Source organism: Methylobacterium sp. Leaf111 (genome assembly GCF_001423285.1).
GTDB lineage: Bacteria > Pseudomonadota > Alphaproteobacteria > Rhizobiales > Beijerinckiaceae > Methylobacterium.
Genome location: NZ_LMNE01000005.1, coordinates 72,840 through 87,075 on the forward strand (window position 1 = coordinate 72,840; position 14,236 = coordinate 87,075).

The window sequence follows — 14,236 nt, forward strand, 5'->3', positions numbered from 1 at the left end:
GAAACGGTGCCGGCGCTCACTCGGCGACGGCGGAAAGGGGACGATCGCTGGTCGGCCGATCGGCGCCCCACATCTTCTCGAGATTATAGAAGCCGCGCACCTCCGGCCGGAAGATATGCAGGATGATGTCGCCGGCATCGATGAGCACCCAGTCGCAGGCCGGGAGGCCCTCGACGCGGGCAGTGCCGAGCCCCTTCGACTTCATCTCCTGCAGGACCCGGTCTGCGATGGCGCCGACATGGCGCTGGGAGCGGCCGGAGGTGATGATCATGGTGTCGGCCAGGGAGGTCCGGCCCATCAGATCGATCTCGATCGTCTCTTCGGCCTTCATGTCCTCGAGGCAATCGAGAGCCAGGCTCCGGAGATCGTCGATCTTCCGGTTGGTGGAGTCTTCGGAGCCGGGGGCTCCGGTATGGACCGCGTCGTTCAGCGTCTGGGTTCCTGCAATCGCCATCGTCATCCCGTGATCGTACCCTGTATGCGGATAAAGTGGAACGTGGCTCTTGCCTTTTCCATGACCGGCCTAGGCACCGTCCCCCGTCCTGGCCCGCAGCGCCGTCGACGAGAGGGTCGAGCGCGGCCCGTGCAGGTAGACCCAGGCCGGGGCCGGCCTGTCGACCAGGGTGGGCGCCTCCGCTTCGGGAAGACGCCAGCGCGCCAGGGCCCGGGCGGCGCGGGCGGCCGGGGCCGTCAGCGTGAAGCCGGGCCGGTCGATGATCGCGATCGGCATCAGGCGCGCGATCTCGGAAAATCCCTGCCAGCGGTGAAATGTCGCGAGGCTGTCGGCACCCATGATCCAGACGAAGCGCACCGATGGATTGCGGCGGGTGAGGAAGCGCAGGGTCTGGCGGGTGTAGCGCGCGCCGATCCGCGATTCGAAATCGGTGACGTCGATGCGTGGATGGTCGGCGACGCGGTCCGCCTCGGCGACCCGCCGGTCGATGGCCGCGAGTTCGCCCCGATCCTTCAGCGGATTGCCCGGCGTCACCATCCACCAGAGGCGGTCGAGGCTCAGCCGCCGCAGGGCGACGAGACTGACATGCCGGTGCCCGAGATGGGCCGGGTTGAACGAGCCACCGTAGAGGCCGATGCGTAGGCCCGGCGCGACGGGGGGCAGGTGCACCGGCCCCGATGCGTCAAGGCGCATTGGGACCCGGTCGGGTCAGGCGAGACCGCGTCAAGGACGCGTCTGCCCGTTCCCGTGGACGCGATACTTGAAGGTCGTCAGCTGCTCGACACCCACCGGCCCGCGCGCGTGCATCCGTCCGGTGGCGATGCCGATCTCTGCGCCGAAGCCGAACTCGCCGCCATCGGCGAACTGGGTCGAGGCGTTGTGGGTCACGATCGCCGAGTCGACTTCGGCGAGGAAGCGGGTCGCCTCGGTCATGTCGTCGGTGACGATCGCGTCGGTGTGGTGCGAGCCGTTGGTCTCGATGTGCTCGATCGCGGCGTCGAGGCCGCCGACAACCCGTACCGAGATGATGGCGTCAAGATACTCGGTGCGCCAGTCCGCCTCGCTGGCGGCGGTGACCCGGTCGTCGACCGCCTGGGTAGCGGCGTCACCGCGCACGGCACAGCCGGCATCCAGGAGGGCGGAGACGAGGGGGGCCAGGTGCGTGTCGGCACAGGCATGGTCGACGAGCAGGGTCTCGGCGGCCCCACAGATGCCGGTGCGGCGCATCTTGCTGTTGAGCAGAACGGTACGGGCCATGTCGAGGTCGGCGCCGGCCGCCACGTAGACGTGGCAGATGCCGTCGAGATGGGCGAAGACCGGAACCCGGGCCTCCGCCTGCACGCGTTCCACCAGGCCGCGCCCACCACGGGGCACGATGACATCGATGCCCCCGTCGAGGCCGGTGAGCATCGCTCCCACCGCGGCGCGGTCGCGGGTCGGCACGATCTGTATGGCGTCGGCCGGGAGGCCGGCGGCATCGAGCCCGGCGCGCATGACGCGGGCGATGGCCATGGCGGAACGGTGACTGTCCGAGCCCGCCCGCAGGATTGCGGCGTTGCCGGCCTTCAGGCAGAGCGCACCGGCATCGGCGGTCACGTTGGGCCGGCTCTCGAAGATGACGCCGATCACGCCAAGCGGGACGGCGATGCGCTCGATGAGCAGGCCGTTGGGCCGCTCGAAGGCCGCGACCTGACGTCCGACGGGATCTGGCAGAGCGCCAATCTTGGCCACAGCGTCCGCGATGCCGTTGAGACGGCCCGGATCGAGGGTGAGGCGGTCGATGAGCGCCTGGGTCTGGCCGGCAGCACGAGCCGCCTCAACGTCAAGGATGTTCTCGGCCAGGATGACGTCGCGCTCGGCGCGCAGGCGCTCGGAGATCAGGCGCAGGGCCGTGTCCTTGGTCTGAGCTGGCGCGAGGGCGATCTGGCGGGCGGCGGCGCGGGCGCGCCGGCCGATGGCGTTCATCTCCTCAGAGAGATCGCCGGGGGGCGCAAAATCGGTTCGCAGGTTCAGAACGGGCACGGCCTTCATCCTCGCGACCGTCGCGGAAAGGGGCGCGGCCGCTATGTGTTCCCGCCCGTCATGCCATGCCGGATACCGTCTCAACAAGCATCGCCGCTGACAGAGCTGCTATTCCCACACCATAGCGAGGTCGTCGCGGTGGACCATCTCGGCCCGACCCGGATGGGTGAGGAGGTCCGCGATCTCCCGGCTCGGCCGGCCGATGATGCGCAGGGCCTGATCGCTGTCATAGGCCACGAGCCCGCGCCCGAGGATGCGCCCGGCCTCGTCGCGGATCACCACCGCGTCGCCGCGGCCGAAGCCGCCCTGGACTTTCGTCACGCCTACGGGCAGCAGGCTCGCGCCGCCCTGGAGGGCCCGCGCCGCGCCGGCGTCGACCGTGAGGATGCCACGCGGCTCCAGGGAGCCGGCGATCCAGCTTTTGCGGGCGGTGACGGGGTTCGAGCCGGACAGGAACCAACTGCAGCGCCCGCCCCGGAGGATGGTGCGCAGGGGATTCTTCTCGCGCCCGTCGGCGATGATCATGTGGGTGCCGCCGCTCGCGGCGATCTTGGCCGCCTCGACCTTGGTGCGCATCCCGCCGCGGGAGAGTTCCGAGGCCGGCCCACCCGCCATGGCCTCGATCTCGGGGGTGATCCGCTCGATCAGGGGCAGGTGGCGGGCCGCCGGATCGGTGTGCGGGGGCGCGGTGTAGAGCCCGTCGATGTCCGAGAACAGCACCAGCACGTCGGCCCCGATCATTGTGGCGACGCGGGCAGCCAGGCGATCGTTGTCGCCGTAGCGGATCTCGCTGGTGGCCACCGTGTCGTTCTCGTTCACGACGGGTACGGCGCGCACCTCGAGGAGCTTCAGGACCGTGGCGCGGGCATTCAGGTAGCGCCGACGCTCCTCGGTGTCCTGCGGCGTCACCAGGATCTGGCCGGCGGCGATGCCGTGATGGCCCAGAGCTTCGGACCAGTGCCGCGCCAGGGCGATCTGTCCGACGGCCGCCGCCGCCTGGCTCTCCTCCAGGCGCAGAGTTCCGGGCGGGTAGCCCAGCACCGTGCGTCCCAGGGCGATGGCCCCGGAGGAGACGACCAGCACGTCGGCGCCGCTCGCATGAAGGTCGGCGATGTCCTCGGCGAGCGCACTCAACCAGGCATGGCGCAGGCGCCCGCGCGTCCGGTCGACCAGGAGGGCCGAACCGACCTTGATGACGATGCGACGGAAATCTTGGAGATTGGGGGGCTGAACGGCGGAGGTCATCGGAAGCGTCGGCGAGAGGACGATGGAGCGCTTGTGACGACCGGTTGCCCGCCGCACAAGACCGGGTTGCCCCTCCTCAGGGTTGCCACGCCTCCGCCGGCCGCGCCTCGGCCTCGGCGAGCTTGGCGGCGTCCATCTCCCGGGCGAGCGCCCGCAGGGCGTCCTGCACGCCGAGGCCGGTGGCCGAGGACAGGATGAGCGGCTTCTTCTTCGAGGCACGCTTCAGGCGCGCGACCTGCTCCTTGAGCACATCCGGATCAACGACGTCGGCCTTCGAGAGCGCCACGATCTCGGGCTTCTCGTCGAGGCCGTGGCCGTATGCTTCGAGCTCGCGCCGGACGAGCTTGTAGGTCTGGCCCGCATGTTCATTGGTGGCTTCGACGAGGTGCAGCAGCACCCGGCAGCGCTCCACATGGGCGAGGAACTTGTCGCCGAGGCCGACGCCGTCATGGGCGCCCTCGATCAGGCCTGGGATGTCGGCGAGAACGAACTCACGCTCGTCGGAGCGCACCACGCCGAGGCCCGGGTGCAGCGTCGTGAAGGGGTAGTCGGCAATCTTGGGCTTGGCCGCCGTTACGGTGGCGAGAAAGGTCGACTTGCCGGCGTTCGGCAGCCCGACGAGACCCGCATCCGCGATGAGTTTCAGGCGCAGCCAGACCCATTGCTCGTGGCCTTCCAGGCCCGGGTTGGCATGCTTCGGGGCGCGGTTGGTCGAGGTGGTAAAGTAGGCGTTGCCGAAGCCGCCGTTGCCGCCCTTGGCGAGACGTACACGCTGGCCGACATGGGTCATGTCGGCGATCAGGGTCTCGCCGTCCTCGGCCAGGATCTCGGTGCCGGCCGGCACCTTCAGAACCACGTCGGCACCGTTGGCCCCATGGCGGTTCGAGCCCATGCCGTGCTCGCCCTTCTTGGCCTTGAAGTGCTGCTGGTAGCGGTAGTCGATCAGGGTGTTGAGGCCGTCGACGCACTCGACCCAGACGTCGCCGCCACGCCCGCCGTCGCCGCCGTTCGGTCCGCCGAACTCGATGAACTTTTCACGGCGGAAAGCCACGCAGCCGGCGCCACCGTCGCCGGAGCGGACATAGACCTTGGCTTCGTCGAGAAATTTCACGGGCGGACTCAGGTCAGGTTGGCTCTCGGGGCGCGAGCGCGCGACCGAAACGTCAGGAGGAGAAACGACAACGGGGAAGACGGTTTCCCATCTTCCCCGGGATCATCTGGTGGTCGGGCCCGCCTGGCGGAAGGCCCTGGCTCGGCGCCTTACTCGGCGGCTTCCTGCATCGGCACGACGGTAACGAAAGCGCGACCGCGCTTCGTCTCGAACAGCACCCGGCCGGCGGCCTTGGCGAACAGGGTGTGGTCCGTGCCGATGCCGACATTGGTGCCGGGATGCCACTTGGTGCCGCGCTGGCGCACGATGATGTTGCCCGGAATGACGGCTTCCGAACCGAACTTCTTCACGCCGAGGCGCTGGCCGGCCGAGTCGCGGCCGTTGCGGGACGAGCCGCCTGCTTTTTTATGAGCCATGGGGAGTTACTCCGAATTCTTGGATCTCAGGTCGGATCGTCAGGCGCTGATGCCGGTGATGCGGACCACCGTGTGATGCTGGCGGTGGCCCCGCTTGCGGCGGGAGTTCTGGCGGCGGCGCTTCTTGAAGGCGATGACCTTCGCGTCGCGGCCGTGGCTGACGATCTCGCCGGTGACGCTGATGCCCGAGAGCAGCGGCGCGCCGACCTGAGTGGCGCCTTCGCCGTTCGTGAACAGGAGCACGTCACCGAAGGTGACGGCCGAACCGGCCTCGCCCGCGAGGGTGGCGATCGTGATGGTGTCGTTGGCGGCGACGCGATACTGCTTGCCGCCCGTCTTGATGACTGCGAACATCGTTCTCTCTTCGTGTTCTCTGCCGGTCTCCCGCTCGCCGCGAAGCGAGCCTGGACCGTCTTCTTGTTCAGGTCATCCGCGACACCGGATCGGGGCTTGCTGCCTGGGCCGAGCGCGAACGCGAAACGCGCGGACTTCGTCGAGGAAGCCGCGCGAGAGGCGGTGGATAGGCGGGGACGGGGTGATTTGTCAATGCGGGCGCGAAGCGTCGGCGCCCGACAAGCTACCGCTTCGTCAGGCCGCCCAGCACGTTCCGCAGGATCGCGTTGCCCACCTCGGTCCCGACCTTGCGGGCCATCGAGCGGGCGGCGTTGCCGAGCACCTGCTCGGCGAGGCCGGGGGCCGGCCGGCGGCCGCCCTTACCGGCGCGCTTGCCGCCAAGGACGCCCCCGAGCCAGCCGCCGAGCATTCCGCCCAGGCTCCCCTCGGCGGCCTGGGCCCCGTCCGCTCCGCCGTCGAGGCCCTTGCGGGCGGCCAGCATCTCGTAGGCGCTCTCGTTATCGACCGCTTGGTCGTACTTGCCGCGCACCGGGCTCTTCGCCAGGAGCTCGGCGCGCTCGGCCGGGGTGATGGGGCCGACGCGGCCCTGGGGCGGGGCGATCAGGGCGCGCTCGACGACCGAAGGCGTGCCTTTCGCTTCCAGGAACGAGACGAGGGCCTCGCCGACGCCGAGCTCGGTGATGGCCTTGGCGACGTCGAAACCGGGATTCTGGCGGAAGGTCTCGGCCGCGGCCTTCACGGCGCGCTGGTCGCGGGGCGTGAAGGCGCGCAGGGCGTGCTGCACCCGGTTGCCGAGCTGGCCGAGGACCGATTCCGGTACGTCCAGGGGATTCTGCGTCACGAAGTAGACGCCGACGCCCTTCGAGCGGATCAGGCGCACCACCTGCTCCACCGCGTCGAGGAGGGCCTTCGGGGCGTCGTCGAACAGGAGGTGCGCCTCGTCGAAGAAGAACACCAGCTTCGGCTTGTCGAGGTCGCCGACCTCGGGCAGCTGCTCGAACAGCTCGGAGAGCATCCAGAGCAGGAACGAGGCGTAGAGCCGAGGCCGTTGCATCAGCTTGTCGGCGGCCAGGATGTTGACGATGCCCCGGCCCTCGCGGTCCACCCGCATGAAGTCGTTGAGGTCGAGGGCCGGCTCTCCGAAGAAGCGGTCCGCTCCCTGGCTCTCGAGCATCAGGAGCTGGCGCTGGATGGCGCCCACGGAGGCCGCCGAGACGTTGCCGTACTGGCCCGAGACCGCCTTCAGGTTCTCGGTGAGGTAGAGAAGCAGGGCCCGCAGATCCTTGAGGTCGAGGACCGGCCACTTGTTGTCGTCGGCGACCCGGAAGGCGATGTTGAGGACGCCCTCCTGGGTGTCGTTGAGCTCCAGCAGGCGCGCGAGCAGCAACGGCCCCATTTCGATGACGGTGCAGCGGATCGGATGGCCCTGATCTCCGAACAGGTCCCAGAACACCGTCGGGAACCGGTCGGGCTCGTAGGGGATCCCCAGTTCCGCAGCGCGCCCGACGAAGACCGGCTTGGATTCCCCGGCCGCCGCGAGGCCCGAGAGATCCCCCTTGATGTCGGCGGCGAAGACGGGGACGCCGGCGTTGGAGAACCCTTCCGCCATGACCTGCAGGGTCACGGTCTTGCCGGTGCCGGTGGCCCCCGCCACGAGGCCGTGGCGATTGGCGAGCCGGAGGGTCAGCCCCTCGGGCTTCAGGCTGCCGTCCTTCAGCGGCGCCTTGCCGACCAGGATCGTGCCATCGTCCTGCATGACCGTCCGTTCCTCTTCGCCGGCCTGGGCGCGGCGGCATCGACCGTGAGGGTTATGGGCCGCGACCGCGGCATTTTCCAGCGCTTCGCGGGCCGGCCTTGATTTCGGGGCGACGAGGCCGGAAGGACAACATCCCGACCGAGCAGCAATCCCGGCCGCGCGGAACACCCGGCCACCCAGGAGCCCGTTTGAGATGGAAGAGTTGATCGCCCGCGTGACGAACCGAACCGGCCTCGACGCCGCCACGGCCCAGACCGCCATCGGCCATATCCTGGCCTTCCTCCAGAAGGAGGGGCCCGCCACCGAGGTGAGCCAGCTGCTCAGCGCCCTGCCGGGATCCGAGACCACGATCGCCGAGGCCAATGCCGGCGAAGGCGGCGGCGGCCTGATGGGCATGCTGGGCGGCATGATGGGCGGCGGCGGCGTCATGGCGCTGGGCCAGAAGCTGATGTCGGCCGGTGTGCCGATGGGCCAGATGCAGCCCCTCGGCCAGGAACTGTTCGCCTACGGCCGCGAGAAGGCCGGAGAGGACGTGATGGGACCGATCGTCGGCTCGATCCCGGGCTTGAACCAGTTCGTCTGAATTCATTCGTGTGCGATCGGCGGGCCCGGTCCTTCGGCGACTACCCATCGGGCGATCGCCGAGCTGCCGGGTCCTTCCCGTTGCAAACCTCTCTCGCTAAACGGCAATCCGTGTCATAAAAGCGTGTGGGCTTCGTGATGTTGTGACGTCCCGAAGGCACGAGGCCAGGGGCTCCCGCGGAGCCGCCTCGGTGTCCCGACAGGGCGGATTGGACGATGGTCCCGAACTTCGCGCGCGATGCCTCCATGGCGTGGCTCAATGGCTGGGAGGCGCATGTGCACGCCCCCTTCGCCCGGCTGAAGCAGCGCACCGCCGAAGCGGGACGCGGCGGCCTGCCGGCCTTCCATCCCCGCGGTCTGCTGCTCCCGCCCGGGGCGGCGCCGATCCGGTTCAAGCCCCGCCTGAAGAAGCCCCTGGCCGCGCCAGGCCTCGCCCCGACCCTCGGCCGGATCGGCACCCTAGAGGTCCGCCTCGCCACCACCGTCGCGGAGATCCGGCGGGCCCAGCGCCTGCGCTACCGGGTGTTCTACGAGGAGATGTCGGCGGTCCCGAGCGGCTTCGCGATGCTGTCGCGCCGGGACATCGACGATTACGACGCGGTCTGCGACCACCTCCTCGTCATCGATCACGCGGCCGTGAACACCACGCCCTTCGCCACCAAGCCCTTCCGCCGGGCCCGGCCGAAGGTGGTCGGCACCTATCGGCTTCTGCGCCAGGAAGCGGCCGACAGCCACTTCGGCTTCTACACCGCAGGCGAGTACGACATCGCCCCGATGATGGCGGCCAATCCGGGGGCGCGCTTCCTCGAACTCGGGCGCTCCTGCGTGTTGAAGCCCTACCGGACGAAGCGGACGGTGGAACTGCTCTGGGCCGGAATCTGGGCCTATGTCCAGCACCACCGCATCGACGCCATGCTGGGCTGCGCCAGCCTGGAGGGAACCGACCCCGACCGCCTCGCCCTCCCCCTGAGCTTCCTGCACCACCATGCCCGCGCCGCGGAGGGCTGGTGCGCCCGCGCCCTGCCCGAGCGCTACGTCCCCATGGACCGCCTCGCGCGCGAGGCCGTGGATCCCAAGGCGGCGCTGCAGGCGCTGCCGCCGCTGATCAAGGGCTACCTGCGCGTCGGCGCCACCTTCGGCGACGGGGCCGTGGTGGACCATCAGTTCGGCACCACGGACGTCTTCGTGGTGCTGCCCGTCTCGGCCATCGCGGAGCGCTACCGCGACCATTTCGGACCGGCGGCGAACCGCAGGGCCGCCTGACGGCCCATCGGCTCAGGGTCTCGCCGTCCCGGTGGCGGCAAGCCCCGGACGGCCCTCGACGGCGGGGGCCGTCCGGCTTCCGAGGGCACGCAGGAGCGGCCGCTCGAGGGCGTGATAGGCCACGAAGCCGACAGCGACGCCGAGGACCAGCGCCAGGGCGATGAGGAGGTCGGGCGCCAGGCTGTCCCGCGCCACCGCAGCCCGCAGGAGTTCGAACGTGATCGTGTGGGTGAGATAGATCGAGTAGGACGCGTTCCCGAGGCCCTCCAGCGCCGTTCCGATCCGCATGCCGGCGCGCTCCATGAGCAGCAGGCCGCCGACCACGCCGGCGCTCGGAACGCCGAAGACCAGCACCCGGTAGGCGGCCCCCGGCAGGGCGACGGTGCATTCCAGCTCCGAGGCGTGACCGAAGCCGAAGACCAGGTTCAGGGCAAAGCCGATCAGACCGAAGGCCAGAAGATAGCCCGCATCCGTGCGCCCGACGGTGCCGCGCCGGTAGAGCCACGCGAGGCCGATGCCGAAGCCGAATTCGAGGATCATCGGATTAAGGAGGAACAGGGTGAGGTGCTCGGGCCGCGCGAGGGCGAAGAGTCCCGCGAACAGGGCGAGCGCCACGGAGAACCGGCCCCTCGGCGTCCAGAAGAGCCAGGCGCGGGCGAGATAGACGCAGAGATAGAACAGCATCTCGAAACAGAGCGTCCAGCCGACGGCGAGGTACGGCATCTCGAAGCCGCGCTCACTGAACGGGATGAACAGCACCGTCGCGGGAATTCGGTGCGGGTCGGGCAGCCCGGACAGGAGCGTCAGGCCGACGACGAGGCCGCTCAGGAGCCAGTAATACGGCACGACGCGCAGGACGCGGCGCAGGGCGAAGCGATGCGCGGAGGGCAGATCGACGATGCGCTGCGCCGTGAGGGTGATGATGACGCCGCTGATGACGAAGAAGACGTCGACGCCGACGGCTCCGAAATCCTCGAGGTGGCCGAGGCGGCCCTGAACGGGCTGCCCGGAACTCAGGGTCTTGGCGAGGTCGAAGGCGTGGGCGTAGACGACCAGGCACGCCGCGATTCCCCGTAACGCCTGGAGGGAATGGAGGATTTTCACGGCGTGGTCCCTCGGCGAGGCGGGCCGAACCGTCGCGATGGCCGATGCGACCGGACCCGGGCGCCCACGGGGCGGGCCGGGCCGCTACGCCGTTCGCGCATCCGCCACGAGGGCGGCCAGGCCCTCGCGGTAGGTCGGATAGGCGAGGTCGACGCCGAGTTCGTCCCGGATGCGGCGGTTCCGGACCCGCTTGTTCTCGCCGTAGAAGCTGCGCGCCATGGGGCTGAGTTCGGCGGTCTCGAAATCGACCTCCGGCGGCAGCGGCAGGCCGGCGAGCTTGGCGGCGTACTCGGTGACGACCTGGGGCGGCGTCGGCTCATCGTCGGTGACGTTGTAGACCGCGCCGCCCCGGGGCTTGTCGATCGAGGCCAGGAGCGTCGTGGCGATGTCGTCCACGTGGATGCGGTTAAACACTTGGCCCGGCTTGATAATCCGCTGCGACTTGCCTTCGCGCAGCTTCACGATCGGGTTGCGGCCCGGGCCGTAGATGCCCGACAGGCGGAACACCTGGACGGGTTTGCCGGTCTCGCGGCCCAGCGCCAGCCAGGCCTCCTCGACGGCGAGGCGCCCCTGCGAGCGCCCGCTCACCGGACTGGGAGCGGTGTCCTCGTCGATCCAGGCGCCCTGGTGGTCGCCATAGACGCCGATGGTCGAGAGATAGCCGATCCAGCCGATGCGGCTCTTCGCGATGGCGTCGCGGTATACGCCGAGGGTCGTGTCGAGGTCGCGGACCGGAGGGGCCGAGACGAGGAGCACGTCCGTGTCGGCGAGGTCGGCCGCGATGCGGGGGTCGTCGGAACCCGGTCCGAAGGCCCGCATCGCGGCGATGTCGCCGGGTCCGGTCCGCGCCGGATCGGTGACCGTGGCGCGGACCGCGTCGAAGCGGTCGCGGGCGCGCTCCACGAAGCGCCGGGCGGTGAAGCCGAGACCGAAGACGAAGAGGTTCATGCAGCAACGGGTCCTGTCGTCTCGGGGCCGTCGGAATCGAGGGCCAGGCGCCACTCGGCCCGGACGGCATCGTCGGTTTCGCCGAAACCCCGGGCGTTGAAAAGGTCCCGCAATCGTCCCGGAGGGACGAGGCGCCCGAGGGCCCACACCGCCATGCCGCGCACGAGGGGCGACGGATCGGACAGGTTCGCCTCGGCCGCCGCGGCGAGACCGGGCTCGCCGGAGTTGCCGATGGCGATGAGGACGTTGCGCAGGAAGCGGTCCCGGCCCGTGCGCTTCACGGGCGTGCCGGCGAAGCGGACCCGGAAGGCCGATTCGTCCAGGCCGGCGAGCTCGGCCAGAGGCGGCGCCGCAAGATCGGCGCGGGCGGCCATGCGGCCCTCGGCGGCCACCGCGGCGAACTTGTTCCAGGGGCAGACGGCGAGGCAGTCGTCGCAGCCGAAGACCCGGTTGCCGATGGCGGTGCGGAACGCCGTCGGAATCGGCCCGGCATGCTCGATCGTGAGGTAGGCGATGCAGCGGCGCGCATCGAGCTGGTAGGGCGCCGGGAAGGCGTTGGTCGGGCAGATGTCGAGGCAGCGGCGGCAGGAGCCGCAATGGTCGGCCTCCGGCGCGTCCGGCTCCAGCTCGGCCGAGGTGTAGATCGCCCCCAGCAGCAGCCAGTTGCCGAGGTCGCGCGAGACCAGCACCGTGTGCTTGCCCTGCCAGCCGAGGCCGGCGGCGGCGGCGAGCGGCTTCTCCATCACGGGGGCGGTGTCGACGAAGACCTTCACCCGGACGTCGCCCTTGGCCGAGAGGTAGCCGCCGAGCTCCTTCAGCTTGCCCTTGACCACCTCGTGGTAGTCGCGCCGCTGGGCATAGGCCGCGATGGCGCCCCGGTCGCGCCGGGCCAGGAGGGCCAGGGGATCGTGCTCCGGGCCGTAATTCATGCCGAGCATGACCACGCTGCGCACCCCCGGCCACAGGGTGGCGGGGTCGGCGCGCTGGTCGGCCCGCTCGACCATCCACTCCATGCTGCCGTGGTGGTCGGCGGCGAGCCAGGCGGGGAGCCTTGCCTTCAGTTCGGGCACGGCGTCGGGCCGGGTGACGCGGACGGCCTCGAAGCCGAGGAGGCGGGCGCGCGCCTCGACGGCGCGACGCAGGTCGGCGCCCGCGAGGACGGTTCGGGGCGCCCTGGTGGCGGCCCGGGCCTGCGGCGTCCGCTTTGGGTTCAAAAATCCAGGTTCGCGTAGTGGTCCGCCGGCGCCATGCCCGGCACCCGGTCGGCCAGCAGGGTGCGGAAGCACGGGCGGGATTTAACCCGCGCGTACCAGTCCCTCGCCGTCTCGTCCTCGTCCCATGGCACGTCGCCGAGATAATCCACGCAGGACAGGTGGGCCGCCGCGGCGAGATCGGCATAGGTCAGATGGTCGCCCGCCAGCCATTTCCGGCGGGACATGAGGTAACCGATATACTTCATGTGGTAGCGCACGTTGGTGCGCGCGGCGCGAATGGCGTTCATGTCCGGCGGGCCGCCGCCGTTGGCGCTGTTCATGAAGCGCTTCGAGATCTTCTCGGTGACGAGGTACTCGGTCACCTCGGCGTTGAACTTCACCAGGAACCAGTCGAGCAGGCGGCGGACCTCGACCCGGGCCGCCGGGGTCTCGGGCAGGAGGCGCCGGCCGCTGAGGCCGAGCCCGCGGGTCTCGTCGAGATACTCGGCGATGATTCCGGCTCCCGGCACGGCGAGCCCGGTCTGCTCCACCAGCACCGGCGTCGTCCCGGCCGGGTTGATCAGCAGGAAGGCTTCGCGCCGGTCCCAGGCACGCTCCTCCATCAGCGTCGGCTCCATGCCCATCTCGGACAGGACGAGGCGGATGAAGCGCGAGTGCGGGCAGAAGGGAGAGTGGTAAAGCGTCGCCATCGAGGCCGTTTCGAACGGGGAGGGTGTGCCGGGGGACGGGCCGCGTCGGTGCCCCGCGGGGATGGTCGGCGGCGATAACACTTATGGCCCGATGATTGCCGCCTCATTAACATGCCTGGCGCGAACGCGATAACCATCCGTCAACCTTGACGGATCAGCCTCGATCCGCGAAGGCCGCGCGAGGTGGATCCACACCCCCCGCTCCGGACCGGCCCGGTCCCCCGAAACACCCCCAACCGTCGAGGCGCTGAGATGATGGATGCGATGGGCATCGCGAAGGCGGTCGTGCTTGCCGTGGTGGAGGGGGCGACCGAGTTCATCCCGGTCTCGTCCACCGGGCACCAGCTCCTCGTCGGCCACTTCATCGGCTTCGAATCGCCCAACAACACCTTCGAGGTGCTGATCCAGCTCGGCGCGATCCTGGCGATCCTGGCCGTCTATTTCCGCCGGCTCCTCGGCATCACCCTGGCGCTGCCCAACGACCCCAAGGCCCGTCGATTCGTCCTCGGAATCCTGGTGGCCTTCCTGCCGGCGGCGATCATCGGCGGGCTCTTCTCGAAATACATCAAGTACTATCTCTTCAATCCCTGGATCGTCTGCGCGACCCTGGTCGCCGGCGGCATCGTCCTCCTCGTCCTCGACGAGACCGACCTCGAGGTGAAGAAGCACGATGTCTTCGACTTCACCCTGCCGATGGACTTCCGGATCGGCCTATTCCAGTGCCTCGCGATGATCCCCGGCGTGTCGCGCTCGGGCGCCACCATCGTGGGCGCGATGCTGATGGGGGCCGACAAGCGCTCGGCCACCGAGTTCTCGTTCTACCTCGCGATCCCCACCATGGCGGGGGCCTTCGCCAAGGACCTGCTCGACAACTACAAGAACCTGTCGCGGGACGACACCGGCCTGATCGTGATCGGCTTCATCGTCGCCTTCATCTCGGCCTTCATCGTGGTCCGGACGGTGCTCGACTACGTCGCCTCCCACGGGTTCCGGCTGTTCGCCTGGTGGCGCATCATCGTCGGCTCGCTGGGCTTCGCCGGCCTCATCATCTTCGGCTGACGCGCGTCGCCCGGTCCCC

At 69.6% G+C, this 14,236-nt stretch carries 15 protein-coding genes; 3 read left to right on the top strand and 12 right to left on the bottom strand.

Going from position 1 to position 14,236, the window contains the following annotated elements; translation table 11 throughout:
- Nucleotides 1–16: 16 nt before the first annotated feature.
- From rsfS to ASF41_RS06485, 8 genes are all read right to left on the bottom strand, one after another.
- Entirely contained in the window at nt 17–460 is a 444-nt protein-coding gene (gene rsfS, locus ASF41_RS06450) for a ribosome silencing factor (protein ID WP_082501367.1), read from the bottom strand.
- Nucleotides 461–523: 63 nt separating this feature from the next.
- The gene (locus tag ASF41_RS06455; protein WP_056381394.1) at nt 524–1,147 is read right to left on the bottom strand and encodes a nicotinate-nucleotide adenylyltransferase; all 624 of its coding nucleotides are present in this window, start codon (nt 1,145–1,147) and stop codon (nt 524–526) included.
- A 30-nt stretch (nt 1,148–1,177) separates the two neighbouring features.
- On the bottom strand, nt 1,178–2,476 hold the full coding sequence (locus tag ASF41_RS06460) for a glutamate-5-semialdehyde dehydrogenase (RefSeq protein ID WP_056215424.1): 1,299 nt from the start codon (nt 2,474–2,476) through the stop codon (nt 1,178–1,180).
- Between the two features lie 108 nt (nt 2,477–2,584).
- Nucleotides 2,585–3,721, bottom strand: a complete 1,137-nt coding sequence (gene proB / locus ASF41_RS06465; protein ID WP_056215418.1) for a glutamate 5-kinase — start codon at nt 3,719–3,721, stop codon at nt 2,585–2,587.
- Between the two features lie 76 nt (nt 3,722–3,797).
- Entirely contained in the window at nt 3,798–4,832 is a 1,035-nt protein-coding gene (gene obgE / locus ASF41_RS06470) for a GTPase ObgE (RefSeq protein ID WP_055947820.1), read from the bottom strand.
- A 149-nt stretch (nt 4,833–4,981) separates the two neighbouring features.
- On the bottom strand, nt 4,982–5,248 hold the full coding sequence (rpmA, locus tag ASF41_RS06475) for a 50S ribosomal protein L27 (protein ID WP_056179428.1): 267 nt from the start codon (nt 5,246–5,248) through the stop codon (nt 4,982–4,984).
- Nucleotides 5,249–5,287: 39 nt separating this feature from the next.
- Complete coding sequence (gene rplU, locus ASF41_RS06480) at nt 5,288–5,602, bottom strand: 50S ribosomal protein L21 (RefSeq protein WP_056215136.1); 315 nt, start codon at nt 5,600–5,602, stop codon at nt 5,288–5,290.
- 223 nt (nt 5,603–5,825) lie between these two features.
- Nucleotides 5,826–7,358, bottom strand: a complete 1,533-nt coding sequence (locus ASF41_RS06485; RefSeq protein WP_056491774.1) for a helicase HerA-like domain-containing protein — start codon at nt 7,356–7,358, stop codon at nt 5,826–5,828.
- A gap of 148 nt (nt 7,359–7,506) precedes the next feature.
- Here ASF41_RS06485 and ASF41_RS06490 point away from each other — a divergent pair, with 148 nt between their 5' ends.
- Both ASF41_RS06490 and ASF41_RS06495 read left to right on the top strand, forming a co-directional pair.
- Entirely contained in the window at nt 7,507–7,941 is a 435-nt protein-coding gene (locus tag ASF41_RS06490) for a DUF2267 domain-containing protein (protein WP_274534728.1), read from the top strand.
- A 215-nt stretch (nt 7,942–8,156) separates the two neighbouring features.
- The gene (locus tag ASF41_RS06495; protein ID WP_056491777.1) at nt 8,157–9,203 is read left to right on the top strand and encodes a GNAT family N-acetyltransferase; all 1,047 of its coding nucleotides are present in this window, start codon (nt 8,157–8,159) and stop codon (nt 9,201–9,203) included.
- Nucleotides 9,204–9,215: 12 nt separating this feature from the next.
- Here ASF41_RS06495 and ASF41_RS06500 read toward each other — a convergent pair whose 3' ends face one another.
- The 4 genes from ASF41_RS06500 to ASF41_RS06515 form a co-directional block, all read right to left on the bottom strand.
- Nucleotides 9,216–10,307 carry an acyltransferase gene (locus ASF41_RS06500; RefSeq protein ID WP_056491780.1) on the bottom strand — a complete coding sequence of 364 codons (1,092 nt, stop codon included), beginning with the start codon at nt 10,305–10,307 and terminating at the stop codon, nt 9,216–9,218.
- A gap of 84 nt (nt 10,308–10,391) precedes the next feature.
- Complete coding sequence (locus ASF41_RS06505; protein ID WP_056491783.1) at nt 10,392–11,255, bottom strand: SDR family oxidoreductase; 864 nt, start codon at nt 11,253–11,255, stop codon at nt 10,392–10,394.
- Nucleotides 11,252–12,397, bottom strand: coding sequence for a tRNA epoxyqueuosine(34) reductase QueG (gene queG / locus ASF41_RS06510; protein WP_082504130.1), 1,146 nt, complete (start codon nt 12,395–12,397; stop codon nt 11,252–11,254). The genes ASF41_RS06505 and queG overlap by 4 nt, the downstream gene beginning before the upstream one ends.
- A gap of 68 nt (nt 12,398–12,465) precedes the next feature.
- Entirely contained in the window at nt 12,466–13,158 is a 693-nt protein-coding gene (locus ASF41_RS06515; RefSeq protein ID WP_056215114.1) for a glutathione S-transferase family protein, read from the bottom strand.
- Nucleotides 13,159–13,413: 255 nt separating this feature from the next.
- On the opposite strand from ASF41_RS06515, the gene ASF41_RS06520 reads away from it, so the two are divergent.
- Nucleotides 13,414–14,217, top strand: a complete 804-nt coding sequence (locus ASF41_RS06520; protein WP_056352881.1) for an undecaprenyl-diphosphate phosphatase — start codon at nt 13,414–13,416, stop codon at nt 14,215–14,217.
- The last annotated feature ends 19 nt before the right edge of the window (nt 14,218–14,236 follow it).